This is a genomic window from Haematobacter genomosp. 1 (assembly GCF_002196855.1).
Classification (GTDB): domain Bacteria; phylum Pseudomonadota; class Alphaproteobacteria; order Rhodobacterales; family Rhodobacteraceae; genus Haematobacter.
The window spans coordinates 51,523-74,749 of sequence record NZ_NIPW01000010.1; the positions used below are offsets into that span (position 1 = coordinate 51,523).

At 66.5% G+C, this 23,227-nt stretch carries 22 protein-coding genes; 7 read left to right on the forward strand and 15 right to left on the reverse strand.

Features of this window, described 5'->3' with window-relative positions; genetic code table 11:
- Nucleotides 1-34: 34 nt before the first annotated feature.
- The 3 genes from CDV49_RS06565 (at nucleotide 35) to CDV49_RS06575 (ending at nucleotide 3,314) form a co-directional block, all read left to right on the forward strand.
- The gene (locus CDV49_RS06565; RefSeq protein WP_088215021.1) at nucleotides 35-2,011 is read left to right on the forward strand and encodes a heme lyase CcmF/NrfE family subunit; all 1,977 of its coding nucleotides are present in this window, start codon (nucleotides 35-37) and stop codon (nucleotides 2,009-2,011) included.
- Nucleotides 2,008-2,463, forward strand: a complete 456-nt coding sequence (locus tag CDV49_RS06570) for a cytochrome c-type biogenesis protein (RefSeq protein WP_088214770.1) — start codon at nucleotides 2,008-2,010, stop codon at nucleotides 2,461-2,463. Before CDV49_RS06565 ends, CDV49_RS06570 begins: the two co-directional genes overlap by 4 nt.
- Before the next feature lie 74 nt (nucleotides 2,464-2,537).
- Nucleotides 2,538-3,314 (forward strand): enoyl-CoA hydratase-related protein, encoded by a 777-nt coding sequence (locus tag CDV49_RS06575; protein ID WP_088214771.1) that lies wholly within the window; start codon nucleotides 2,538-2,540, stop codon nucleotides 3,312-3,314.
- Between the two features lie 289 nt (nucleotides 3,315-3,603).
- Here the strand turns inward: CDV49_RS06575 and CDV49_RS06580 are convergent, their stop codons facing one another.
- From CDV49_RS06580 to gltX, 5 genes are all read right to left on the reverse strand, one after another.
- On the reverse strand, nucleotides 3,604-4,482 hold the full coding sequence (locus CDV49_RS06580) for an energy transducer TonB family protein (RefSeq protein WP_088214772.1): 879 nt from the start codon (nucleotides 4,480-4,482) through the stop codon (nucleotides 3,604-3,606).
- On the reverse strand, nucleotides 4,479-4,925 hold the full coding sequence (gene exbD, locus CDV49_RS06585) for a TonB system transport protein ExbD (protein WP_035713151.1): 447 nt from the start codon (nucleotides 4,923-4,925) through the stop codon (nucleotides 4,479-4,481). The genes CDV49_RS06580 and exbD overlap by 4 nt, the downstream gene beginning before the upstream one ends.
- 3 nt (nucleotides 4,926-4,928) lie before the next feature.
- Complete coding sequence (gene exbB, locus CDV49_RS06590) at nucleotides 4,929-6,095, reverse strand: tonB-system energizer ExbB (RefSeq protein WP_088214773.1); 1,167 nt, start codon at nucleotides 6,093-6,095, stop codon at nucleotides 4,929-4,931.
- Nucleotides 6,096-6,234: 139 nt separating this feature from the next.
- Nucleotides 6,235-7,530: a citrate synthase gene (gltA, locus tag CDV49_RS06595; protein WP_088215022.1), complete on the reverse strand. Its 1,296-nt coding sequence runs from the start codon at nucleotides 7,528-7,530 to the stop codon at nucleotides 6,235-6,237.
- Nucleotides 7,531-7,597: 67 nt separating this feature from the next.
- Nucleotides 7,598-9,004, reverse strand: coding sequence for a glutamate--tRNA ligase (gene gltX, locus CDV49_RS06600; RefSeq protein ID WP_088214774.1), 1,407 nt, complete (start codon nucleotides 9,002-9,004; stop codon nucleotides 7,598-7,600).
- A 99-nt stretch (nucleotides 9,005-9,103) separates the two neighbouring features.
- Here gltX and CDV49_RS06605 point away from each other — a divergent pair, with 99 nt between their 5' ends.
- Nucleotides 9,104-11,239 (forward strand): ComEC/Rec2 family competence protein, encoded by a 2,136-nt coding sequence (locus CDV49_RS06605; RefSeq protein ID WP_088214775.1) that lies wholly within the window; start codon nucleotides 9,104-9,106, stop codon nucleotides 11,237-11,239.
- Nucleotides 11,240-11,269: 30 nt separating this feature from the next.
- Here CDV49_RS06605 and CDV49_RS06610 read toward each other — a convergent pair whose 3' ends face one another.
- From CDV49_RS06610 to CDV49_RS06655, 10 genes are all read right to left on the reverse strand, one after another.
- Nucleotides 11,270-12,373, reverse strand: a complete 1,104-nt coding sequence (locus tag CDV49_RS06610; protein WP_088214776.1) for a flagellar basal body P-ring protein FlgI — start codon at nucleotides 12,371-12,373, stop codon at nucleotides 11,270-11,272.
- On the reverse strand, nucleotides 12,370-13,362 hold the full coding sequence (locus tag CDV49_RS06615; RefSeq protein WP_088214777.1) for a flagellin: 993 nt from the start codon (nucleotides 13,360-13,362) through the stop codon (nucleotides 12,370-12,372). Before CDV49_RS06615 ends, CDV49_RS06610 begins: the two co-directional genes overlap by 4 nt.
- Nucleotides 13,362-14,762, reverse strand: coding sequence for a flagellar hook-associated protein FlgK (gene flgK / locus CDV49_RS06620; RefSeq protein ID WP_088214778.1), 1,401 nt, complete (start codon nucleotides 14,760-14,762; stop codon nucleotides 13,362-13,364). The genes CDV49_RS06615 and flgK overlap by 1 nt, the downstream gene beginning before the upstream one ends.
- A 5-nt stretch (nucleotides 14,763-14,767) precedes the next feature.
- Nucleotides 14,768-16,069 carry a flagellar hook protein FlgE gene (locus tag CDV49_RS06625; protein ID WP_179209135.1) on the reverse strand — a complete coding sequence of 434 codons (1,302 nt, stop codon included), beginning with the start codon at nucleotides 16,067-16,069 and terminating at the stop codon, nucleotides 14,768-14,770.
- 80 nt (nucleotides 16,070-16,149) lie between these two features.
- On the reverse strand, nucleotides 16,150-16,971 hold the full coding sequence (locus tag CDV49_RS06630) for a flagellar motor protein MotB (protein ID WP_088214780.1): 822 nt from the start codon (nucleotides 16,969-16,971) through the stop codon (nucleotides 16,150-16,152).
- 62 nt (nucleotides 16,972-17,033) lie between these two features.
- The gene (locus CDV49_RS06635) at nucleotides 17,034-17,720 is read right to left on the reverse strand and encodes a fumarylacetoacetate hydrolase family protein (protein ID WP_088214781.1); all 687 of its coding nucleotides are present in this window, start codon (nucleotides 17,718-17,720) and stop codon (nucleotides 17,034-17,036) included.
- Between the two features lie 63 nt (nucleotides 17,721-17,783).
- A complete protein-coding gene (locus CDV49_RS06640; RefSeq protein ID WP_088214782.1) occupies nucleotides 17,784-18,503 on the reverse strand; it encodes a sulfate/molybdate ABC transporter ATP-binding protein in 720 nt (239 codons plus the stop codon).
- 10 nt (nucleotides 18,504-18,513) lie between these two features.
- On the reverse strand, nucleotides 18,514-19,404 hold the full coding sequence (cysW, locus tag CDV49_RS06645) for a sulfate ABC transporter permease subunit CysW (RefSeq protein ID WP_088214783.1): 891 nt from the start codon (nucleotides 19,402-19,404) through the stop codon (nucleotides 18,514-18,516).
- Nucleotides 19,397-20,236 (reverse strand): sulfate ABC transporter permease subunit CysT, encoded by an 840-nt coding sequence (gene cysT / locus CDV49_RS06650; RefSeq protein ID WP_088215023.1) that lies wholly within the window; start codon nucleotides 20,234-20,236, stop codon nucleotides 19,397-19,399. The genes cysW and cysT overlap by 8 nt, the downstream gene beginning before the upstream one ends.
- On the reverse strand, nucleotides 20,236-21,243 hold the full coding sequence (locus tag CDV49_RS06655; RefSeq protein ID WP_088214784.1) for a sulfate ABC transporter substrate-binding protein: 1,008 nt from the start codon (nucleotides 21,241-21,243) through the stop codon (nucleotides 20,236-20,238). The genes cysT and CDV49_RS06655 overlap by 1 nt, the downstream gene beginning before the upstream one ends.
- A gap of 143 nt (nucleotides 21,244-21,386) precedes the next feature.
- On the opposite strand from CDV49_RS06655, the gene CDV49_RS06660 reads away from it, so the two are divergent.
- The 3 genes from CDV49_RS06660 to CDV49_RS06670 all read left to right on the forward strand — a co-directional run bounded on the left by CDV49_RS06660 (nucleotide 21,387) and on the right by CDV49_RS06670 (nucleotide 23,206).
- Nucleotides 21,387-21,851 (forward strand): Lrp/AsnC family transcriptional regulator, encoded by a 465-nt coding sequence (locus CDV49_RS06660; RefSeq protein WP_035713246.1) that lies wholly within the window; start codon nucleotides 21,387-21,389, stop codon nucleotides 21,849-21,851.
- An 89-nt stretch (nucleotides 21,852-21,940) separates the two neighbouring features.
- On the forward strand, nucleotides 21,941-22,444 hold the full coding sequence (locus CDV49_RS06665; protein ID WP_088214785.1) for a hypothetical protein: 504 nt from the start codon (nucleotides 21,941-21,943) through the stop codon (nucleotides 22,442-22,444).
- 24 nt (nucleotides 22,445-22,468) lie between these two features.
- Nucleotides 22,469-23,206 carry a metallophosphoesterase gene (locus tag CDV49_RS06670; protein ID WP_088215024.1) on the forward strand — a complete coding sequence of 246 codons (738 nt, stop codon included), beginning with the start codon at nucleotides 22,469-22,471 and terminating at the stop codon, nucleotides 23,204-23,206.
- Nucleotides 23,207-23,227 lie beyond the last annotated feature (21 nt).

Below are 23,227 nucleotides of genomic sequence, written 5' to 3' on the forward strand. Positions count from 1 at the left end.
GGCGCGGCTGCGGACAGGGCATATGATCGGCAGCATGTTTGTAGAGCTTGGCCACTTCGCCCTCATCCTCGCCTTCATGGTGGCCATCCTGCAGATGGTCGTCCCCTTCGTGGGCGCGCAGAAGGGTTGGCGTGCGTGGATGGCGGTGGGGGAGCCTGCCGCCTCGGCGCAGTTCCTGCTGCTCGCCTTCTCCTTCGCCGCCCTGACCTATGCCTTCGTGACCTCGGATTTCTCGGTGCGGCTGGTGGTTGCCAATTCGCATACCGACAAGCCGATGCTCTACAAGGTCGCGGGCGTCTGGGGCAATCATGAGGGGTCGATGCTCCTCTGGGTGCTGATCCTTGCGCTGTTCGGGGCCTGCGCGGGCTGGTTCGGCGGCAATCTGCCCGACCGGCTCCGTGCGCGGGTTCTTTCGGTGCAGGCGGCGATCGGCGTGGCCTTTCTCGCCTTCATCCTATTCACCTCGAACCCGTTCCTGCGCCTTGCGGTGCCGCCCTTCAACGGGACGGACCTGAACCCGCTCTTGCAGGATCCGGGCCTCGCCTTCCATCCGCCCTTCCTCTACCTTGGCTATGTCGGGCTCTCCATGTCCTTCTCCTTCGCCGTCGCCGCGATGATCGAGGGCAAGGTAGATGCCGCCTGGGCGCGCTGGGTCCGGCCCTGGACGCTGGCCGCATGGCTTTTCCTGACCATCGGCATCGCGCTCGGAAGCTGGTGGGCCTATTACGAACTGGGGTGGGGCGGCTTCTGGTTCTGGGATCCGGTGGAGAACGCCTCCTTCATGCCGTGGCTGATCGCCGCCGCGCTGCTGCATTCCGCCATCGTGGTGGAAAAGCGGGAGGCCCTGAAAAGCTGGACGATCCTGCTCGCGATCCTCGCCTTCGGTTTCTCGCTCGTTGGCACCTTCATCGTGCGGTCCGGTGTGATCACCTCCGTCCATGCCTTTGCGTCGGATCCGACACGGGGCGTGTTCATCCTCGCCATCCTCGCGGTATTCGTGGGCGGTGCGCTCACCCTCTACGCCGCGCGGGCAGGGTCGATGCAGGCCAAGGGCATCTTCAGCCTCGTCAGCCGTGAATCCGCGCTGGTGGCCAATAACATCCTGCTGGCCGTCGCGGCCTTCGTGGTGTTCATCGGAACGATCTGGCCGTTGGTGGCGGAGCTTGCCTTCGGGCGCGTCCTTTCCGTCGGGCCGCCGTTCTTCGACGCCGCCTTCACCCCCTTCATGATCGTGCTGGCGCTAATCCTGCCGGCAGGCGCCCTCCTGCCGTGGAAGCGGGGAGAGATGCGGCGCGTCCTGCTTCCGCTGCGGGGCGCGCTGGCGCTGTCCGTGGCCATCGGGCTGCTGGTCTATGCGGTGCAGTCCGGGCATTCCGCGCTGGGGCCGATCGGCGTGGCGCTGGGCGTCTGGCTCATTCTCGGCGCGGGCGTGGACCTGTGGCAGCGCACGGGGCGGGAAGGGATCCGCCGCCGCCTTGGCCGCCTGACCCGCCTGCCGCGTGCCGACTGGGGCCGGGCGGTCGCGCATGGCGGCCTTGGCGTGACGTTCATCGGCATTGCCGCGATGCTCGCGTGGAATGTGGAAGATATCCGCGTCGTCCAGACGGGCGAAAGCTTTGAGGTCGGGCAATATACCATCACGCTCGACGGCGTCCGGCGGGTGCAGGGGCCCAACTTCCAGTCCACGACCGCCGATATGACGGTGCGGGAGGGGGGGCGTTTCATCGCCACCATGCACCCGGAGAAACGCTTCTACCCCGTCGCCGGAATGCCCACCACGGAGGCGGCGATCCACAACGGCTTCCTGCGCGACATCTACCTGGTCATCGGGGATCCGCAGACGGGCGGCGGCTGGGCCGTCCGCAGCTACATCAAGCCCTTTGCCAACTGGATCTGGGGCGGCGCCATCCTGATGTCTCTGGGCGGTTTGCTCAGCCTCACGGACCGGCGCTACCGCGTCGCGGCGGGGGCGCGACGGCAATCCCCGGCGGTGCAGGTCGCGGCGGAATGAGGGTTCTGCGCCTGCTGGTCGCGGTCCTGCTCCTTGCCGGTCCCGCCTTCGCCGTTCAGCCGGACGAGATGCTGTCCGATCCGGGGCTGGAGGCCCGGGCGCGGCACATCAGCCAGGGTCTCCGCTGCACCCAGTGCCGGAACGAGAATATCGACGAGTCGAATGCCGGCATCGCCCGCGACCTGCGCCTTCTGGTGCGGGAGCGGCTTCTGGCGGGCGAAAGCGACGCGCGAGTCATCGATTATGTCGTTGACCGCTACGGGGAATTCGTGCTGCTCCAGCCGACGGTGACCGGCATGAACTGGGTGCTGTGGCTTGCCGGCCCGGTGATGCTGCTGGCGGCGGGGGGCATCGCCTTTGCCTATGTCCGCCGCCGTGACTCCAGCCGGGAACAGCCCGAGCCGCTGACCGAGGCGGAGGCGGAGAAGGTGCGCCGCATCCTTGGAGAGTAGCGCCGGGTGACGCAAGGTTGGCCCTTCCGCGGGGCCTTGGCGTGGCTATGCTCCCCGTGCAAAGGGAGGCACTCATGACCTACGAAACCATTCTCTGGCACCAGCACGACGGCGTGGGCGTCATCACGCTGAACGATCCGCGTGCGATGAATGCGCTCTCCTCCCGCATGAGGAGCGAGATCCGCCGGGCGGTGCAGGAAGCGCCCTCCCTCGGTGCGCGGGTGCTGGTTCTGACGGGCGAGGGGCGGGCCTTCTGTTCGGGGCAGAACCTGACGGAGAGCGGTGATGGCCCGATGGATCTCGGCCGCGTTCTGCGCGAGGAATATGAGCCGATGCTACGCGCCATCGCGGATTGTCCGGTCCCGGTGATCGCTGCGGTGAACGGTGTCGCTGCGGGTGCGGGGGCCAATCTCGCTTTGGCGGCCGATGTGGTGATCGCGGCGGAAAGCGCGGTGTTTCTGCAGGCGTTCACCCGTATCGGGCTGATCCCGGATGCGGGCGGCACCTATTTCCTTCCCCGGCAGATCGGTTTCGCCCGTGCGATGGGGGCCATGCTCTTTGCCGATCCGGTCCCGGCGCGCAAGGCGGCCGACTGGGGCATGATCTGGGAAGCGGTGCCGGATGAGGAGTTCCGCTCGCACTGGGAGCGCCGCGCCATGCAGCTCGCCCTCGGCCCGAGCGCCGCTTTCGGCGCGGTCAAGCAGGCGCTGCGCCAGAGTCTCGACAACGACCTTCCCGCGCAACTTGCGCTGGAGGCGGAGCTGCAGGCGGCCTGCGGCAGGACAGCCGATTTCGTGGAGGGTGTTGCCGCCTTCCGGGAAAAGCGGCAACCGGTCTTCCGCGGCGCGTGAGCGAGCGCCGGGCAAGCCCGACGGCGGCTTTAAGCGACGGCGGGCTTCAAGGGACGGCGGGCTTCAAGCGCCGGAGGCCAGAGAACCGCCCGAACCGGCGCAATCCTTCAGCAGTTCCTTGGCGGACTGCCGAAAAAGACGGGCCTCTCCCCGGGCTTACGCCCAGAGAAAATCGGTTCGGGCACGCGCCAAAACTTGCGGTTTCCGGGGCGTTCCTCACCAATGTGAGGAAAGATCTGCGCCCCGGGGGCAGCCCCGGAACGCTTTTTCAGCAGCCTGTTGGCGGGGCCTACAGCCCCTCCAGCACCAGCGGCACGCTCACCGTTCCGCCGCCGCCCGGATGCGGGGGCAGGTTCGGCAGCCGTTGTGCATGGGCATTCAGCGACTGGTCGAGCCGCGCATCCCCGGTGGAACCACGCAGCGACACGGCAGTGATCCGCCCGCCTGCATCATGCTGAATGGTCATCATGACGGTCAGCGGCCTGCGGCTGGTGTTCCGCCACCGTTTCATGTGCCGCGCGACAACGGCATAGGCCCGGTCGCGCCACTTCTGCTCGACCTGTGCATTGCTGGCGCCCTGCGCGGCGCGGGGTGCGGCGGCAGCTTCGGCACGCGGGGCCTCTACACGGGGCGGGGCCTGTGTCTGCGGGGCGGGTGGCCGCGTGGTTGTGGCCTGACGGCGCTGTGGCCGCGGCGGGGGGGGTGAGGAGACCTGAGGCAAGGCGACCTCCGCCTGCTCGGCGACCGTGGGCAGTTCCTCCACCGGCTCGGGCGGGGGCGGCTCATCCATGATGGGCTGCGTATCGGGCGGAGTGATGTCCGGCGGCGGTGTCATCTCCGCCTGCTGGATCGGGTCGGTCACGGGGTCGGGCATGTCCTCCGCCTCGATCTCCTCCGGGGCCTGCGGCAGGTCGGGCGCGGCCTGCATCGCCATGGGGGAGTCGTCGGAGACCAGATCCTCCGGCGCGGCGAACATCTCCGGCGCGATGTCGATCACATAGGTTTCGGGCATGCCCGGCGGCGGCGGCGCGGTATGGTTCAGAAGATAGGCCGCGGCAGCCATGTGGACGCCGAGCACCAGCACCGCGCCCCCGGCCCAGAGCGACACTTCACCCAGCCGACGACCCGTTCCGATGGTGTCGGTCCAGTCGACATGGGCAGCGGTCATGGCTGCAACCCCGCGGGCGGTGTCGCAAAACTCTCCAGCCCGACCAGCGCGATCTTGAGATACCCTGCCTCGCGCAGCTTGTTCATCACTTCCATCAGGTCGCCATAGGCCACCGTCTTGTCGGCGCGCAGGAACACCCGCTGCTCGTGATCGCCGCCCGTGAACGTGTCCAGCGCCGCTTTCAGCCCGTCCTCCGTCACCGGATCGTTGCCGATCGACAGGCCGAGGTCCGACCCCACGGTGACGTAGAGCGGCTTGTCCGGCCGTTGTGCGGGCTGGGCGGTGGAGGCGGGCAGGTCAACCTTCACATCCACCGTGGCCAGCGGTGCGGCCACCATGAAGATGATGAGCAGTACGAGCATCACGTCGATGAACGGCGTGACGTTGATCTCATGCGCTTCGGGAAGGTCGTCGCCCTGATTTTCGCGGATGCCGCCTGCCATGGTTCACTCCGCCGCCTGACGGTGACGCAGGCCGCCGCGCCGCATGTTGCGGAAGTCGAGATCGCGGCTCACCAGCCGTTCGATCCCCGCCCCGGCATCGCCGAGCAGCGCACGGTAGCCGGTGATGGAGCGGGCGAACATGTTGTAGATCACCACGGCGGGAATGGCCGCGACCAGACCGATGGCGGTGGCCAGCAGCGCCTCGGCGATCCCCGGCGCGACGACGGCAAGGTTGGTCGTCTGCGATTCGGAAATGCCGATGAAGGAGTTCATGATCCCCCAGACCGTGCCGAACAGGCCGACAAAGGGCGCGATGGAGCCGACGGTGGCCAGAATGCCCGTGCCGCGCGATAGGCGGCGCCCGGCCTGAAGCTCGACCCGGCCGAGCAGGGAGGAGACGCGTTCCTTCAAGCCCTCGCCGCCCGCATCTTCGATCGCGGCTTCGGACCGCTGGTATTCTTCCTCGGCGGCGCGGAGCATGAAGGCGGCGGGATCCTTGCGGTTGCCCGCGGAGGCGCGCGCCTCCTCCAGCGTCTGCGCGCTGTAGATGGCCCGCAGGGCGCGGTTCGCGTTCCGCTTGGCGCCCGCGATCTCGAAAGCCTTGACCACGAGGATCGTCCAGCAGGCCAGCGAGGCAAGGGCAAGGCCGAGCATGACCCCCTTCACCACCATATCGGCGGCCATGAACATCCCCCAGGGGGAAAGGTCATGGGGCAGGGTATCGGCGGGGATCGCCAGCATCTCCGGCGCAAGCGTTTCCGCGGACCCGGTGTCGGACGGGATGCCCGCGTCTGCCGCAGCGTCCGCCGCCGCAGCGTCCGTCGCTGTGCCGTCCGTCGAGGAAGGCGTCAGGGCGGGCGCGGCTGCTGTCTCCGGCGTGACAGCCGAGGGGGCGTCGGACGCACCATCAGCCGGCGTCGCGGGGGCACCCGCTTCTGGCGCCGCTCCGGTGGGGGAGGGCGCGGCTGCAGGCGCGCTTTCTGCGGCGGGGGCACCGCTGCCCTCCCCGGTGGGAAGCGCGGGGGCAGAGGGCGCAGTGATTTCCGGGGCCTGTGGCTGGACCTGCGGCTGCGGCGCGTCCTGCGCCATCGCACCACTGGAAAGAAGGGCGAAGGCGACGGCAGCGCCTGCTGCCCGGCTCAACTTGGTCTTCGACGGGGCTTTCAGCATGATGCAGATTCTTTTTGTCAACTTTTCCCGCCCCTCCATACGCCCGTGTTTCAAAAGTTGCACCCCTAAAACTGCCAGAAATACCCGGAAATGAAAGAGGCCGCCCGGAAGGGCGGCCTCGGCAGGCGGTTTGATGCGATCAGCGCGACTTGATATCGCTGTAATCGCGGGCCGTCGCGCCCACATAAAGCTGGCGCGGACGGCCGATCTTCAGTTGCGGATCGGAGATCATCTCCTTCCACTGGGAGATCCAGCCAACCGTGCGGGACAGCGCGAAGATCGGCGTGAACATCGCGGTCGGGAAGCCCATCGCCTCGAGGATGATGCCGGAGTAGAAGTCCACGTTCGGATAGAGCTTCTTCTCGATGAAGTAGTCATCCTCCAGCGCGATGCGCTCCAGTTCCTTGGCGACCTGCAGCGTCGGGTTGTTCTCGACCCCGAGCAGGCCGAGCACCTCGTCGGCGCTCTCCTTCATCACCTTGGCGCGCGGGTCGAAGTTCTTGTAAACCCGGTGGCCGAAGCCCATCAGGCGGAACGGATCGTTCTTGTCCTTCGCCTTGGCAATGTATTCCGGGATCTTGTCCACCGTGCCGATCTGGCGCAGCATCTCCAGCGCCGCCTGGTTCGCGCCGCCATGCGCCGGACCCCAGAGACAGGCGATGCCTGCCGCGATGCAGGCGAACGGGTTCGCGCCCGAAGACCCGGCCAGACGCACCGTGGAGGTGGAGGCGTTCTGCTCGTGATCGGCGTGCAGCATCATGATCCGGTCGAGCGCTTTCGCGAGGATCGGGTTGACCTTGTACTCCTCCGCCGGGACGGCAAAGCACATGTAAAGGAAGTTCGATGCGTAATCGAGGTCGTTCCTCGGATACACGAACGGCTGGCCGATGGAATATTTATGCGCCATCGCCGCGATGGTCGGCAGCTTCGCGATCAGCCGGATGGCGGCCACTTCCCGCTGCCACGGATCGTTGATGTCGGTGGAGTCGTGATAGAAGGCGGACATGGCGCCCACGACGCCGACCATGGTCGCCATCGGATGCGCGTCGCGGCGGAAGCCGCGGAAGAAGTTGGTCATCTGCTCATGCACCATGGTGTGGCGCGTGACCAGCGTCTCGAAATCGGCGAGTTGCTTGGCGGTCGGCAGCTCTCCGTAGAGCAGCAGGTAGCAGACTTCGAGGTGATGCGACTCGGCGGCCAGTTGCTCGATCGGGTAGCCGCGATACAGAAGCTCGCCCTTGTCGCCGTCAATGTAGGTGATCGTGGATTCGCAGGCCGCGGTCGAGGTGAAGCCCGGATCGAAGGTGAACACGTCGCCCTGCGCGTACAGCTTGCGGATATCCAGCACGTCCGGGCCGAGTGTTGGCGACATGATCGGCAATTCGATGGTCTTGCCTTCGAATGTCAGCGTCGCCTTCTTGCTCGTCTCTGCCATGTCAGCCATCTTCGTCCCTTTCATGCTCCGGCGGGGATGCCGGTTGTCTTGGAAGCCCGGTGGCGGCTCAGGAAGCCGCATCCTCCAGGCGGGAAATTGTCTCGTCGCGACCGATGACAAGCATCATGTCGAAAACGCTCGGCGAAAGCATGCGCCCCGCCAGAGCCGCACGCAAGGCCGGGGCAACCTTGCCCAGTCCCAGTCCGCGCGCTCCGGCGACCTCCGCCACCGCCGCTTCGAGTGTATGCCGCTCCCAGGGTGTGGTCCGCAAGAGCGCAGCCGTATCCCGAAGTATACCGCGCGCATCATCGGTCAGAGCGGCTTCCGCGGCGTCATCCCGCGAAATCGGATGTTCGATCAGAACAAATCTTGCCTTCTCAATGAGATCGACAAAGGTCTTCGCACGATCCTTGAGTGAATACATCGCTTGCAGCAGGCCGCTGCGCTGTTTCTCCGTCAGGGGTGGTTCGTCGGCCGCGGCAAGGTATGCCTCTATTTCGGGCACAAGTTCTTCGTCCGGCGTGGCGGCGATATGCTGGCCGCAGATGTTCTCCAGCTTCTTGAAATCGAGTCGCGCAGGCGCGCGGCCGATCCCCGGGAGGTCGAACCATTCCAACGCCTGCGCCGTGGTGAAGAACTCGTCATTGCCATGACTCCACCCGAGCCGCGCAAGATAGTTGCGCATGCCCGCGGCGGGATAGCCCATTGCCTGATATTCCTCCACCCCCAGCGCGCCGTGACGCTTGGAGAGCTTCTTTCCGTCCGGTCCGTGGATGAGCGGGATATGCGCCCAGACCGGCACCTCCCAGTCCATCGCGCGGTAGATCTGCGTCTGCCGCGCGGCATTGTTCAGGTGGTCGTCGCCGCGAATGACATGGGTCACGCCCATGTCGTGATCGTCCACCACCACCGCCAGCATGTAGGTGGGCGTGCCGTCGGAGCGCAGCAGCACCATGTCGTCGAGCTGATCGTTGCGGAAGGTCACCTCGCCCTGCACAGCATCCTCCACGACGGTCGTCCCTTCGCGGGGCGCCTTCAGGCGGATGACATAGGGGCCGTCGGGCCAGGTCGCCGGGTCGGCATCGCGCCAGGGCGACAGAAAGAGCGTGGAGCGTCCCTCCGCCCGCGCGGCTTCCCGGAAGGCTTCGATCTCCTCCTGCGTGGAGTAGCAGCGATAGGCGCAGTCGCGCGCCATCATCTCATGCGCGACTTCCGCGTGACGGTCGCGCTGCTCGAACTGGCTCACGGCATCGCCGTCCCAGTCGAGGCCGAGCCATGTCAGGCCGCGGAGGATCGCCGCCGTCGCCTCGGGCGTGGAGCGTTCGCGGTCCGTATCCTCGATACGGAGCAGGAACCGGCCCCCGCGCCCGCGGGCATAGAGCCAGTTGAACAGGGCCGTCCGCGCACCGCCGATATGCAGGTAACCGGTGGGCGAGGGGGCGAAACGGGTGACAACCGGGCGGGCGGCGGACATGCGCGGGGCCTTTCGGAATTAACCATTCAGAAACCATGTCTGCGTTATGGCTTCGGCGTCTCTGTAGGCAATCGGCCGGGGGAGGGCAAGCCGCGCGCGATGGCGATCTTGGACGAGGGACAGCAACCACGTGGCTCCACGCGGAACGGAGAGGGCACTTCGCGGCGTATTCTGGCGCTTCTGGGCCTTCCGCTGGAGGGACTTGCGCGGGCACGGGGGCGGCTGTTCCCCTTCGTCCCGGTGCTGCTGGGCCTTGGCATCGCGTGGTATCTGGCGCTTCTCCGGGAGCCGTCTCACGCCTTTGTCTGGGCGGCGGTGATTCTCTGCGCCGTCTCCGCGGGGCTCTGGTTCCGGGGGCCGCACCGCTGGCGGCCCGTGGCAGCGGTGCCCTGCCTCGTGCTGGCGGGGTTCCTGCTGATCCTGCTTCGCACCCATATGGTCGCAGCACCCGTGCTCTCCTTCCGCTACTACGGCCCTGTCGAAGGGCGTCTCGTGGAGATCGACCGTTCGGGAAGCGACCGTCTCCGCCTGACGCTGGATCAGGTGACTCTGGCCCGCATGGCGCCCGACCGGACGCCGGAGCGGGTGCGCGTCTCGCTGATGGAGGAGCCGGGGCGTGCCCTCGCGCCCGGAACGCGGATCATGCTCACCGGCCATCTCTCCCCGCCGGGCCGCCCGACGGAGCCAGGCGGCTTCGACTTCCGCCGCACCGCCTGGTTCGAGCGGCTGGGCGCCGTGGGCTACAGCCGGACGCCGGTGATGACGGTGGCCCCCTCGCAGAATGACCTCGGCCTGCTGATAGACCGTATCCGCATGACGCTTTCCGCCGGTATCCGCGCGCATATTCCGGGCGATGCCGGGGGTTTCGCCGCGGCCGTGACCACGGGCGACCGCTCCGGTATTTCCGCCGCCGCGAATGATGCGATGCGGGATTCCAACCTCTCTCATCAGCTTTCGATTTCCGGCATGCACATGAGCATGCTGGCCGCCTTCATCTTTGCCGTGGTGCGGCGCGGGCTGGCATTGATGCCGGGCGCGGCGCTGCGTCTGCCGACCAAGAAGATCGCCGCCGCGATCGCGCTTGCGGCCTCCGCTTTCTATCTCGCGCTCGCCGGGCGGGATGTGGCGACGGAGCGTGCCTTCGTCATGGTGGCCGTCATGCTGATCGCGGTGATATGCGACCGGCGCGCCATTTCGCTCCGCTCCATCGCGTTGGCCGGGGTGATCGTGCTCCTGCTGCGGCCCGAGAGCCTAACCAATGCCGGGTTCCAGATGTCCTTCGCCGCAACCACGGCGCTCGTCATCGCCTTCGGCTGGATTTCCGGCAGGGCCCGCCCCTGGCCACGGTGGAGCGACGGGACGATCATGCTGCTCTTTTCCTCCTCCGTGGCCGGGGGTGCGACGATGCCGTTCACCGCAGCGATCTTCAATCGGGTGGTGAATTACGGCTTGCTCGCCAATCTGCTGGCCAGCCCGCTGATGGGGGTGCTTGTCATGCCGTTTGCCGTGGTTGCGCTGCTGCTCGCGCCGCTGGGGCTTGAGACGGCTCCCCTGTGGCTGGTCGGGCTGGGGTCGCAGGGCGTTCTCCGCGTGGCGGAGACGGTGGCCGGTCTTGACGGAGTGGTTTCCGCGGTTCGGATCCCGCCGCCCGGAGCGCTGCCGCTGGTTGTGGTGTCCCTCCTCTGGCTCACCCTCTGGCCCGGGCCGTCGCGATGGGCGGGCATGGTGCCCTTGGTGATGGGGGGCTGGCTTTTCTGGCACGGTGCGGCTCGCCCGCTCGTACTGATTTCGGAGAGCGGCACCGTCTCCGGCCTCCTCACCGCAGAAGGCCGGGTGCTGTCGCGCGGGCGGGGCGATGCCTTTGCGGTGACCGGCTGGCTGCAGCGGGATGGCGATCTCGCAAGTGCCGAAGTCGCCGCGCGGCGACCGGGTATGGCGCGTGACGGGAGTGTCGTCCGGTATCGCGCCGCAGATCGGGAGATCGTCCATATCACCGGGCGAGGTGCCGCTGACCTCGTCCAAGAGAACTGCCGCGATGGGGCCCTTCTCCTCACCTCCATTCGCTTGCCGGACGGGACATCGCCATTGCGTCAAGGCGCGTGCGACATCATCGATGGAGCGTCGCTCGAACGATCGGGGGCGCTGGCGCTGCACGCGAACGGAGGCGTCCTGCGCATCCTGAGTGTCGCCGAGGCGAGCGGGGACCGTATTTGGACCCGGCCTGCAAAGCATTGAGCTGCCAGCATTCACCGCTTTCGCCCCTCCCTACTTGACCAGCAATTCCGCGTGCAGCGCTCCCGCCGCATTGATGCTCTTGAGGATGTCGATCATGTCCCGCGGACCGACCCCCAACGCATTGAGGCCCGCGACGACATCCGACAGCGATGTGGAGGCGGAAACCTCCGCCAGCCCGACACCCGGTTGCTCCTCTATCGAGGCGGAGGACCGCGGCACGATCACCGTCTCGCCCCGTGCGAACGGGTTGGGCTGCACGACGAGCGGGGCTTCCTCCACCCGCAGGGTCAGATTGCCCTGCGCGACAGCGACGCGGGAGATGCGGACATCCTGTCCCATCACGATCGTGCCGGAGCGTTGATCGACGACGACGCGCGCGCGCTGCTGCGGCTCCACCATAAGCGCCTCGATACGGGTCAGCACATGTGCGGCAGATGCCATGCGTGTCCCGGCGATATCCAACGCCACCGTACCCGAATCCAGCATTCGCGCCACCGGGCGACCGAAGTCGCCGTTGATCGCCGCCTCGATCCGCGCAGCCGTTGTGAAATCGGGCGCGCGCAGGGCAAGCCGAAGCGCCTCCAGATCACCCAGTTCGAAGCCGATCTCCCGCTCCACGCGGCCGCCGCCCGGAATGCTGCCGGCCGTCGGGACGCCCTCGGTCACGCTGGCGGCCTGACCCGCCGCGACTGTGCCGCCGGCTATGATGGTTCCCTGCGCGACGGCGTAAATCTGCCCATCCGCCCCGTTCAGCGGGGTCATCACCAGCGTTCCGCCCAAGAGGCTCTTTGCATCCCCGATGGTCGAGACGGTGACATCTATCCGCCCCCCCGCGCGAGCAAAGGGGGGAAGCTCTGCGGTGACCAATACCGCGGCGACGTTCTTGGGGCGAAATTGCTCACCCGTCACGTTCACGCCAAGCCGTTCGAGGATATTGGTCATGATCTCTTCGGTGAAGGGCGAGTTTCTAAGCCCGTCTCCAGTCCCGTTGAGCCCGACAACCAGCCCGTAGCCGACGAGGTCATTGCCGCGGACGCCGTCGAACTCCACAAGATCCTTGATGCGGATCGGCCCTGCGGTTGCGGACAGGGAGAGGATCAGACCGGCGAGCAGAAAGGCGAAGAAACGGATCATCGCAGATAATTCGTCAGTGTGAGCGAGGAAAGGCGGCCTGTAAGCTCATAGAGCAGTTCGAGTTGCTTCTGTGTGGCGTCGAGGTCGATCGCGGCCTCATACGGATCGACACCGGCGATTTCCACCAAACGCGCTTTCGTAGCCGTTTCCTCGGCCGAGTTGCGCGTTCGCACCGCGTCGATACGGGCCTCTGTCGTGCCAAGATCTGCCGCTGCAGCCACGATGCCATCCGTCGCTTCCGACATGCGAAGCGCGGCGAGACCGATCATGGCACCGCTCTGGGCATCAGGAAGGGTGGCGGAGAGCGCGCCGAGAGCCAAGGCTTCCAACGTCTGCCGGAAGGCCGGAGCATCTGCACGAAGAGACAGGCTGACCGCTTCTCCCGCGCCGATGGGCACCGGGCTCCGGGGTTGGCTGTCGCCAAGGTAGTAATTGGCGGGCGTGTCGAACCAGCCGGAAACCGTCGCCGCGATATCTGACGCGGTCTGTGCTCCCGATACCGAGATCGCGTCCGCGAGACCCGCGAGAATTTCCGCCGCCTCCTTGATCGCAGGGCCCGCCGCCGCCGCGCCGCCGAATACGGGCTGACCGGAGGACTGCATGTTGATGGTCGATACGGCAGTCCCGAAACGCGCGTGAAGATCGTTCGCGACCGCGCGTCGCGATGCAGGGTCTTCCGTGCTCGACGCAAGGATGGCGGACTGCCTGCCGGATTCCAGGGATTCCTTCAGAGAAGTGAGCGACTCCTGCATTGTTGCGGCCGATAGGGCGGCCTCTGTCGCCGTTGTGCGCCAGGCGGCAAGGCTCGCCAATCTGGTGTTCAGGCGGCTGTCCAGGCGGTGGTCACCCCCAAGGCGTGTGGACCTGTCGGTCGGAGCCCCGGTTGTCGCCTCCTGCATGGCGCGTGAAAGCGCTTTCTGCGTCGCTCCCGTGGATTTTCGCAAGGCAAGGCTGCGGGCCAGATCCCCGATTCCCATTCCACCCATCATCAGCGTATCCCCAGCAGCGTTTTCATCATCTCGTCAGCGGCCTGAAGGACACGTGCATTGGCCGCAAATGCCTGCTCCATCAGGAGCAGCTTTTGCACCTCCTCGTCGGAGTTGACGCCCCGCGCGGCTTCGGCACTGCGGAGCTGGTCACTTCGCGCGGTTCTGAAACTCGCCTCCATCTCCGCCGAGAGACGGCGGGTAGCCACGCCGGAGAGAAGAGCGGCCGCGCTTTCCGTCAGGGGCTTTTCCTTTTCCATCGCGGTTGAGAGAGCAATAAGTCCGCCCGCGTCACCTGGCCGCTCTGTCGTGGTGCCTGCGCCGTTCCGGATGCGCCACAACTCCCCTCCCTGATCGGGATCGTAATCAGCGGCTATGACCAACCGGCTCGCCAGCCCTGCGCCGCCGGTACCGGAGGCGTCCTGAAAAAGACCCGCGCCATCCGGGGCGAGGGTCTTTGCCGCGGCATCGAACCTGGCGATCAAATCGCCTGCAAGCGCATCCGCCTCACTCTGCAACGCGGGGGCGAGTTGATCGCGGATGGTCAACTGTGCCGCGATCCTGCCCTCGCCGACCCTGCCTCCGGCACCAAGGGACAGCGGCTTCCCGTCCAGTGTGACGCCGGAGAGAAGGCCGTTTTCGACCGTCGTGGCAGCCGTTACGTCCCCTGCGGGTGAGAAGCCCAGTTTGGCAACCCTTGAGCCTTCCAGCAGGGTCGTTCCGTCGCTGAGGTGAAGCGATATACGGCCGTCATCCTGCAGCGTCTGGCGCACCGGAAGGGCATCGGCGATACCATCGACGAGCCTTTGCCGCTCATCGAGAAGGGTGTTGATATCACTGCCGCGGGCAGCCCCGGCAACGACGGCACGGTTCAATTCGTCGATCCGCGACAGGTTGGCATTCACCATCCCGACATCTGCCGCGAGCTTCTGATCGGCGGCAGCACGTGCCTCCTGCGCAGCCTGTCCGATGCCGTTGATCTTGCCGGCGAGCGCCTTTGCCGCCGACAGCACATCCGCCAACCGGCTTTCGGAGGAAGGCAGGCTGGAGGCCGTGGCCAGGGTGGCGCCAAGCCGTGCGACCCTGGCAGAGAGCGAATCGCCGGAGTCACTGGTGCCGATGCTGTCCTCCAACGCCTTCAGGAAGGCGGCTTCCACCCCCGTGCCCGCGGCCTCAGACTGAGCTTTCAGCCGCTGGAGCGTCAGCGCAGGGTCAACGTCCCGCAGGACGGCCGTGACCCTGACGCCGGTTCCGGCATTGCCGGCGATGTTCGAGACGACGACCTCCTGCCGGCTGTAACCCGGGGTCAGGCTGTTCGCGAGGTTGGCCGACACCACGCCCGTCGTGCGACCGACGACGGACAGCCCGCTCGCAGCATTTGAAAGAGCCTGGGAAATGCTCATCGGGTTTACCGTTTGATGTTCGTGGTTTCCTGCAGCATCTCATCCACGGTCTGAATGACCTTGGCGTTGGAGGAATAGGCCCGCTGGGTCTGAATGAGCTGCGTCAACTCGCTTGCGACATCCGTAGCCGACTCTTCCCGAGCAAAGCCTGTCACACCGCCGACCGGCCCCTTGCCCGCGTCCCAGAGAAACATCGGACCACTTTGCGAAGACAGCCGGAATGTCTGGTTGCTGCCTGCCTGCAGACCGTTCGGGTTGGGAACGTCGATCACGGGCACCTGGTAAATCGTGCGGGTGCTGCCGTTGTCGTAGATCGCGTTCAGCCTGCCGTCGGCGGTGAATTCGACGGAGGCGAGGTTGCCGACCGGAGAGCCGTCTTTCTCGCTGGGGCGGGTTGCGAACGTGTCCGACAGTTGGGTCAGCCCGCTGTTCGAGCCGAGAGTGCCGATCCCGATGGCGATGCTGCCGCTTGCCGTCGTCAGGTTGAGCTTGCCCGTCGCCGCATCGTAACCGGGCGTGTTCACGCCGCCCGTCACGGCGACGGAGGCAAGGGTGCCGCCCTTGGCCGCCGTATCGTCGAAGGTCAGTTCGAAAATGCCGATGTCCGCTCCGCTCGCCTCGTTATGGACCGTCATCGTCCACTGGTTCGGCGTCGTGGTGGAGGGGGTGTAGGTGACTTTCAGCCCTTCCGTAGTGCCGAGGTTGCCGAAGTATTCGACCGACATCTCATAAGGCTCCCCCGTTGCCCCGGGACCGGTTGCGGTGGCGGGCAGGTTGGCGCCGAGGGTGATGTTCTTCGTCGGGTTGCCGACATACTGGTTGGCCGTGATCTGAATCGGTTGAAGCGCGGCCTCGGAATCCCGCGGATAGGTGGGGATCGTCCCGTCGGGATTGGCCGGCCAGCCGAGCAGGACGAGGCCCGAGCTCGTCGTGAGGTAGCCGTTCTGGTCTGCACGGAACGAGCCTGTGGTGGCAAGCATCAAGGGTGTGTCGCCCGACCCGATGGAGGCAGTGGAGGAGACGGGCAGGAAGCCGCGTCCGCTTACCGCGATGTCGGTGGCGTTGGACGTCCCGACGAGGCCGCCCCGCTGATCGACCACGCGGCCCGTCGTCGCACGAACGCCCCCGGCGGAAAAACTGGCCGCGCCCGCCGTGCCGGAGCCGATGACCATGGAGAGGAAATCCGCCTCCGCCCGCTTGTAGCCATAGGTGCCGGAGTTCGCGATATTGTCCGAGATCGTCGCGAGCCGCACGGCATTCGCGTTGAGCCCGGCCACGCCCGCGTTGAGTGAGGAGGATATGGACATTCTGATGCCTTTCGAGGTTCGGATTCGGATGTCGTTGTCCGACTTTTGCTTTCAGGGGCTTAAGAACCCGCTAACGCGTGTCATTTTTTACGCAGAAGGATGATCTCCACCCGGTTGTTGCGGGGGGAGGCCCGATCTGCGGCGGCGGGGCGACGGTCTGCATGGCCCGTAACCCGCTGCAGACGCGCGGCGGGAAAGCCTGCGTCCTCCATAAGACGGCGCGCGGCGTCGGCGCGGGCCGTCGTCAGGTCCCACACGGGGTTCCGCGCGAGCGGCAGGGGATAGCTGCGCACATGCGCCTCCACCGCGACAGGATTGCGCGATTGCAGATAGACGGAGGCCACGACGCCGGTGAGATCGCGCAGGAGGGGGGTCGGCGTGGCCGATTCCGGCTCGAACAGCGCGGCGCCGTCCGTGTCGAAAAGCTCCACGATCAACCCCTCGTCGCTGACACGCGTGGCGAGGTGGATGAGCTTGCTGCGGAGGGTGAGGCTGTCGCCGGTGCGGCCCTGAAGCAGCGCCTCCATTCCCTCGCGCGCGCGCTGAATGTCCGTGTCCAGCGTCACGCCGTTGACGCCGCGCGCCTGCCGCTCGCGCATCGCGCGGCTTTGCGAGGCCCCGGTGCCGTTGTGGACCAGCGTATCCTCGGAAAAGATGCTGTCACCGCCGAAGGCGCCGTCTCCGCCGCCGGAGACGCGATTGACGGGGATGGTCGGGTTGAAATAGTCGGCGATGCCCTTGCGCTGCTTCTCCGTCGTGGCGTTGAGCAGCCACATGAGCATGAAGAAGGCCATCATCGCGGTCACGAAATCCGCATAGGCCACCTTCCAGGCGCCGCCGTGGTGACCCCCGGCGACGATCTTCTTGCGCTTGATGATGATCGGGCGCTTGTCGTTCTGCATGGCTCGCCTCCCTGACCCGGCGAGACTAGCCGCACCGGGTTAAGGAGGCGCTAACGCAGCGATCAGACGACGCGGACGTCCAGGACGCCCAGGCCCTCGATGGCGGCGGTCATCACCTGGCCCCGCTGAACGGCGCCGACGCCAGCCGGCGTGCCGGTCATGATGAGATCACCCGGAGCCAGTTCGAACAGACCGGACAGATGCGCGATCACATCGGCAACGGACCAGATCTGATCGGCCAGATCCCCGGACTGGCGAAGCTCCCCGTCCACCTTCAGCGTGATGGCGCCGTGATCCGGGTGGCCCACCTCGGCCACGGGGTGAAGTGGGGACACCGGCGCGGAGTGGTCCGCGGCCTTTGCAGCCTCCCACGGGCGACCGGCCTTCTTCGCCTCCGCCTGAAGGTCGCGGCGGGTCATGTCGAGGCCGATGGCATAGCCATAGACGTGATCCAGCGCCTCGGCCGCGGGGATGTCGCGCCCGCCTTTCGCCAGAGCGACGACCAGCTCGACTTCATGGTGCAGGTCGGCGGTGCGGGAGGGGTAGGGGAAGACGCCCTCCGTCGTCAGGTTGTCGGGATTCTTCTGGAAGAAGAACGGCGGCTCCTTGCCTGAATGGCCCATTTCGCGCGCGTGTTCGGCATAGTTGCGCCCGACGCAATAGACGCGGCGGACGGGGAAAAGCGCGGTCTCCCCCGCGACGGGCAGGGTCACGGGGCGCGGCGCGGGGATCACGTAGGTGTCGGGCATGAGGAACTCCGGTCGGTTGCAGGCCGTTGGTAGCCCCATCGACCCGCGCGCGCCAGAGCGGCGTCAGACGGAAAGGAAGTCCTTGACGAACGGTGTGGCGGGACGGGCGCGAATGTCGCCGGGGCGGCCGATCTGCTCGATCCGGCCCATGGACATGACGACCACCAGATCGGCCAGTTCCATAGCCTCCTCCTGATCGTGGGTGACGAAGACGGAGGTGACGCCGGTCGCGTCGTGGATCTCGCGCAGGCCATGGCGGAGCTCCCGACGGACACGGGCGTCCAGCGCGCCGAAGGGTTCGTCCAGCAGCAGCATCCGCGGCTCGATGGCCAGCGCACGCGCCAGCGCCACCCGCTGCCGCTGGCCGCCTGAGAGCTGGCTCGGGTAGCGTTTGCCGATGTCGGGAAGCTGGATCAGTTCCAGCAGCTTCGTCACGCGCCGGCGGATTTCCTCGTTGGAGGGCCGGGTCTTGCGGGGGCGGGCGCGCAGGCCATAGGCGATGTTCTCGAACACCGTCATGTGGCGGAAAAGCGCGTAGGACTGGAAGACGAAGCCCGCGCGCCGCTCCTGCACCGAAAGCCCCGTCGCATCCACCCCGTCGAAGAGCACCCGGCCCGAGGTCGGGTATTCCAGCCCGCCCAGAATGCGCAGGAGCGTCGTCTTGCCGGAGCCGGAGGGCCCGAGAAGCGCCACCAGTGCCCCCGTGGGAATGGAGAGGCTGACGGGATGCAACGCCGTCGTTCCGTCAAAGGTCTTGGCGATTTCGTCGATCTCGATATGCATGATCGGCCTCTCAATGGCGGAGCGTGGCGGCGAGCTGATCGGCATAACGCCACTCCAGGAAGGATTTGAGCGCAAGGGTGAGAAGCGCAAGAAGCGTCAGAAGCGCCGCCATGGAGAAGGCCGCGACCGACAGGTATTCGTTGTAGAGCATCTCGATGGTGATCGGCATCGTGGCGGTCTGGCCGCGGATCTTGCCGGAGACGACGGCGACCGCGCCGAATTCCCCCATCGCACGGGCATTGCAGAGCAGAACGCCGTAGAGCAGCGCCCAGCGGATGTTCGGCAGCGTGACCGTCATGAAGGTCCGCCAGCCGGAGGCACCCAGCGTCAGGGCGGCTTCCTCCTCATCCTTGCCCTGCTCGATCATCACCGGGATCAGTTCCCGCGCAACGAAGGGGAAGGTGACGAACATCGTTGCCAGCACGATCCCCGGCAGGGCGAACACGATGGGAAAACCGTGCGCCACGAGCCATCCGCCGACAAGGCTGTTCGCCCCGAACAGCAGCACGAGGCAAAGCCCCGCCACCACGGGCGAGACGGAAAACGGCAGGTCGATCAGCGTGATGAGGAAGGCCTTGCCCGGAAAATCGAACTTGGTGATCGCCCAGGCGGCAGAGACGCCGAAGACCGCGTTCAGCGGCACCGAGATCGCCGTGACGATGAGCGTGAGCCGGATCGCCGACCACGCATCCGGGTTGGACAGGGAGGTGACCGCCGCGAACCAGCCGCGTGCCAGCGCCTCGGAAAACACCACCACCAGCGGTGCTACGAGCAGCACCGCCAGCACCCCGAGCACAAGGACGGTCAGCCCGGCGCGGAAGGCCGGGCTTTCGTTGGCGGGGTCGCGAAAACGGCTTTGCGGGGGGGAGTGAGACCCGGACCGGGCGGATATGTCAGACATGGCCGCTTCTCCTCCGGCTCCAGATCTGGATGATGTTGATGAGGAACAGCATGGCGAAGGCGATCAGCAGCATGGCGATGCCGATGGCCGCCGCCCCGTCATAATCGAACTGCTCCAGCCGGATGACGATGAGCAGGGGGGCGATCTCCGTCTTCATCGGCAGGTTGCCGGCGATGAAGATGACGGAGCCGTATTCACCCACCGCCCGCGCCAGCGAGAGCGCGAAGCCGGTCAGCGCGGCGGGCAGCAGCACCGGAAGCACGACGCGGCGGATCGTGTAGAAGCGGGAGGCGCCCAGCGTGGCGGAGACCTCCTCCCACTGGCGGTCCACTTCCTCGATCACCGGCTGCACGGTGCGGACGACGAAAGGCAGTCCCACGAAGACAAGCGCGATGAAAATGCCGATCTGTGTATAGGCGATGCGGGTGCCGAAATACTCCACCGCCAATGCCCCGAAGGCCCCCTTGGGCGCGTAGAGAGCGGTGAGCGCGATCCCCGCCACCGCCGTCGGCAGGGCAAAGGGCAGGTCCACGGCAGCATCTATGAGCCGCCGCCCCGGAAAGCGGTAGCGCACAAGCACCCAGGCCAGCAGCACCCCGAACACAAGGTTGAACAGCGCGGCGTAGAGCGACAGCCGGAACGACAGCAGGAGCGCCGCGAGAACGCGGGGCTCGGTCGCCACCGACCAGACATTCGCCGGCCCGTAGCTGGCGCCCCGGAGAAGCAGGGCGCCGATGGGCAGCAGGACGATGATCGACAGCATCGCCAGCGTCACCCCCATCGACAGGCCGAACCCCGGTATCGGGGATCGGCGGAGAGCGGTGCGGCGCATCATTTCGCGCTGTAGATCTGGTCGAAGATGCCGCCGTCGGCGAAATGCGTGGCCTGTGCCTTTTTCCAGCCGCCGAAATGCTCGATGGTCACGAGATCGAGTTTCGGGAAGCGCGCCACGTCTTCGGGATCGGCCTTCGACGTGTCCCATGCCCGGTAGTAGTTCTTCGCCGCGATGGCCTGCGCCTCCGGCGAATAGAGCCAGTTCAGGTATTCGGTGGCCAGCTTGCGCTGCGCGTCGGACTTGATGTTGCCCTCCACCAGCGCCACGGGCGGCTCTGCGAGGATGGAGAGCGAGGGCACGACGATCTCGAACTCACTGGGGCCAAGCTCCTCCAGCGCGAGGTAGGCCTCGTTCTCCCAGGCGAGCAGCACATCGCCCAGACCGCGCTGGGCGAAGGTGGTGGTGGAGCCGCGCGCGCCGGTGTCGAGCACGGGGACATGGGTGAAGAGCTGCTTCACGTAATCTTGCGCCTTCGCCTCGTCGCCATAGGTCTTTTCGGCCCAGGCCCAGGCGGCGAGGTAGTTCCAGCGCGCCCCGCCGGAGGTTTTCGGATTGGGGGTGATGACCTCCACCCCGTCCTTCACCAGATCGCCCCAGTCGCTGATCCCCTTGGGGTTGCCGGCGCGGACGAGGAACACGATGGTGGAGGTGTAGGGCGAGGAATTGTGCGGCAGCTTCCCCTGCCACTCTGCCGGGAGCTTGCCCGTCCGCTCCGCAATCGCGTCGATGTCGGCGGCAAGCGCCAGCGTCACCACCTGCGCGTCCAGCCCGTCGATCACCGCCCGCGCCTGTGAGCCGGAGCCGCCGTGAGAGGTGGATATCTGCGCCGCGGGGTTGCCCTGTTCGGCCCAGTGCCTGGCGAAGGCATCGTTATAGGCCCGGTAGAACTCCCGCGTCGGATCGTAGGAAACGTTCAGGAGGGTGCTCTGGGCCAGCGCCGGCCCGGCCAGCCAAAGGGAGGCCGCAACGGCCGCCGCTGCCTTGAAGGCGAGGAAAGGCTTCATCTGTCTTCTCCCGTTGGTCCGGGCATTTGCCACGGGACCGGTTGACACCATAATCACGACAGACATTATCGTTATTTTCAATGGTGGCGTTGTTTCGATTTCGCCGGGTCTTGGAGAATATGTTTCTCTGTGTGGGGAAGAAAATGGACCTGATCGACAGAAAGATTATCAGTGAGCTTCAAAAGGACGCGACCCTGCCCATCGCCCAGATCGCCGATCGGGTGGGCCTGTCGCAAACCCCTTGCTGGAAACGGATTCAGAAGCTCGAACAGTCCGGCGTGATCCTGCGGCGGGTGGCGCTGATGGACGGGATGAAGATCGGCTGTGCGCTCACCGTTCTGGTGGGGATCGAGGCCCCCGACCATTCCGCCGAATGGAGGGAGCGATTCGCCGCCGCCGTCAGCGCGCTGCCGGAAGTGATGGAGGTGCTGCGCATGGCGGGGGACATGGACTACCTCCTTCGTGTTGCCGTCTCCGACATGGCGGCCTATGACGCCTTCTACAAACGGCTGACCGACGCGGTGATGCTCAAGAACGTCACGTCGCATTTCGTGATGGAGAGCATCAAGGCCACCACCGCCTATCCGGTTGATACGTTGAGCCGGTGACGCCTTGCCGAACCCGCCCGGCGATGTAGCTTCAACGTGTTCCCCCGGTCGCTGACCGGGCGGACGATATTCGCTGACGGAGACAGGACATGACCGTGAAGGAACATTTCGAGAGCCGCGACTGGGAGCGCATCACCGCGCTGCCCATGCTCGTTGGCGTAGCGGTCACGGCGGCGGATCCCAGCGGGCTGTGGGGTGCGATCAAGGAAAGCGCCGCCATGGCGAGCGAGCTCCGCCGCGCCAAGGCCAATCCCGAGGACAACGACCTGATCGCAGCGGTGGTTGCCGCCTATGACAGCGCGGATGAGCGTCAGGTGGTCACCGAAATTCTGCGGGCGGAGGTGCGCAACCGCAAGCCGCCGGAAATCGTGGAGGACATCGTGGCGGAGGTGGAGCGGCTCATGCTGCTCGCCACGGTGAAACTGCCCGATGAAGCCCCCGGCTTCGGCCGCTGGCTCATCGAAATAGCGCGGCAGGTGGCGGAGGCGGCGACGGAGGGCGGCTTCCTCGGCTTCGGCGGCGAGCCGGTAAGCCCCGAGGAACGCGCCACGCTGGACCGTCTGGCGCTGGCGATCCGGGTCGGCAGGGCGTGATCCCGGAGCGATGACGCGACCATGATACGCACCTACGCCATCGGCGACATCCATGGCTATATCGACGAGCTGCGCCGCGCCCACCGGTTGATCGCGGAGGATCGCGCGCGGACCGGCGATCAGGATGCGCCCGTCGTGCATCTGGGCGATCTGGTGGACCGCGGGCCCGATACCGCGGGCGTGATCGACCTGCTGTCGGAGGGCATCGCGGCGGGAGAGCCGTGGGTGGTGCTGAAAGGCAATCACGACCGCATGTTCGCGGGGTTCATGGAGGATCCCGCGCGGCGTGATCCGGGCCTGTCCGATCGCTATACGTGGCTTGCTCCCGCGCTGGGAGGACTCGATACGCTGGCCTCCTACGGGGTCGGCACGGAGGGGCGGGAGGTGGCGCAGATACAGGCTGACGCGCTTCACCGCGTGCCCGAGGCGCATCGGGAGTTCCTTGCCGGACTGCCCACGTCCTACCGTCGGGGTGATCTGATGTTCGTCCATGCGGGCGTGCGGCCGGGCGTGCCGCTCGATGCGCAGGCGGAGGATGATCTTGTCTGGATCCGCTCGCCTTTCCTTGAGGATACGCGCAACCACGGCGCCCTGATCGTGCATGGCCACACCGCGCTTGATGCGGCCACCCACCACGGCAACCGGGTCAATCTCGATACCGGGGCAGGCTATGGCAGGCCGATCACCGCTGCGGTCTTCGAGGGGCGGGATGCGTTCATCCTGACCGATGAGGGGCGTGTGCCGCTGCGTCCGCCCTACTGACGATACCTTGCAGTAACCCCG

What these genes read in the sequence shown, in the direction of transcription:
- CDV49_RS06565 (WP_088215021.1), top strand. Translation starts at nt 35, where the DNA reads ATGTTTGTAGAGCTTGGCCACTTCGCCCTCATCCTCGCCTTCATGGTG.
- CDV49_RS06570 (WP_088214770.1), top strand. Translation starts at nt 2,008, where the DNA reads ATGAGGGTTCTGCGCCTGCTGGTCGCGGTCCTGCTCCTTGCCGGTCCC.
- CDV49_RS06575 (WP_088214771.1), top strand. Translation starts at nt 2,538, where the DNA reads ATGACCTACGAAACCATTCTCTGGCACCAGCACGACGGCGTGGGCGTC.
- CDV49_RS06580 (WP_088214772.1), bottom strand. Translation starts at nt 4,482, where the DNA reads ATGACCGCTGCCCATGTCGACTGGACCGACACCATCGGAACGGGTCGT.
- exbD (WP_035713151.1), bottom strand. Translation starts at nt 4,925, where the DNA reads ATGGCAGGCGGCATCCGCGAAAATCAGGGCGACGACCTTCCCGAAGCG.
- exbB (WP_088214773.1), bottom strand. Translation starts at nt 6,095, where the DNA reads ATGCTGAAAGCCCCGTCGAAGACCAAGTTGAGCCGGGCAGCAGGCGCT.
- gltA (WP_088215022.1), bottom strand. Translation starts at nt 7,530, where the DNA reads ATGGCAGAGACGAGCAAGAAGGCGACGCTGACATTCGAAGGCAAGACC.
- gltX (WP_088214774.1), bottom strand. Translation starts at nt 9,004, where the DNA reads ATGTCCGCCGCCCGCCCGGTTGTCACCCGTTTCGCCCCCTCGCCCACC.
- CDV49_RS06605 (WP_088214775.1), top strand. Translation starts at nt 9,104, where the DNA reads ATGGCGATCTTGGACGAGGGACAGCAACCACGTGGCTCCACGCGGAAC.
- CDV49_RS06610 (WP_088214776.1), bottom strand. Translation starts at nt 12,373, where the DNA reads ATGATCCGTTTCTTCGCCTTTCTGCTCGCCGGTCTGATCCTCTCCCTG.
- CDV49_RS06615 (WP_088214777.1), bottom strand. Translation starts at nt 13,362, where the DNA reads ATGATGGGTGGAATGGGAATCGGGGATCTGGCCCGCAGCCTTGCCTTG.
- flgK (WP_088214778.1), bottom strand. Translation starts at nt 14,762, where the DNA reads ATGAGCATTTCCCAGGCTCTTTCAAATGCTGCGAGCGGGCTGTCCGTC.
- CDV49_RS06625 (WP_179209135.1), bottom strand. Translation starts at nt 16,069, where the DNA reads ATGTCCATATCCTCCTCACTCAACGCGGGCGTGGCCGGGCTCAACGCG.
- CDV49_RS06630 (WP_088214780.1), bottom strand. Translation starts at nt 16,971, where the DNA reads ATGCAGAACGACAAGCGCCCGATCATCATCAAGCGCAAGAAGATCGTC.
- CDV49_RS06635 (WP_088214781.1), bottom strand. Translation starts at nt 17,720, where the DNA reads ATGCCCGACACCTACGTGATCCCCGCGCCGCGCCCCGTGACCCTGCCC.
- CDV49_RS06640 (WP_088214782.1), bottom strand. Translation starts at nt 18,503, where the DNA reads ATGCATATCGAGATCGACGAAATCGCCAAGACCTTTGACGGAACGACG.
- cysW (WP_088214783.1), bottom strand. Translation starts at nt 19,404, where the DNA reads ATGTCTGACATATCCGCCCGGTCCGGGTCTCACTCCCCCCCGCAAAGC.
- cysT (WP_088215023.1), bottom strand. Translation starts at nt 20,236, where the DNA reads ATGCGCCGCACCGCTCTCCGCCGATCCCCGATACCGGGGTTCGGCCTG.
- CDV49_RS06655 (WP_088214784.1), bottom strand. Translation starts at nt 21,243, where the DNA reads ATGAAGCCTTTCCTCGCCTTCAAGGCAGCGGCGGCCGTTGCGGCCTCC.
- CDV49_RS06660 (WP_035713246.1), top strand. Translation starts at nt 21,387, where the DNA reads ATGGACCTGATCGACAGAAAGATTATCAGTGAGCTTCAAAAGGACGCG.
- CDV49_RS06665 (WP_088214785.1), top strand. Translation starts at nt 21,941, where the DNA reads ATGACCGTGAAGGAACATTTCGAGAGCCGCGACTGGGAGCGCATCACC.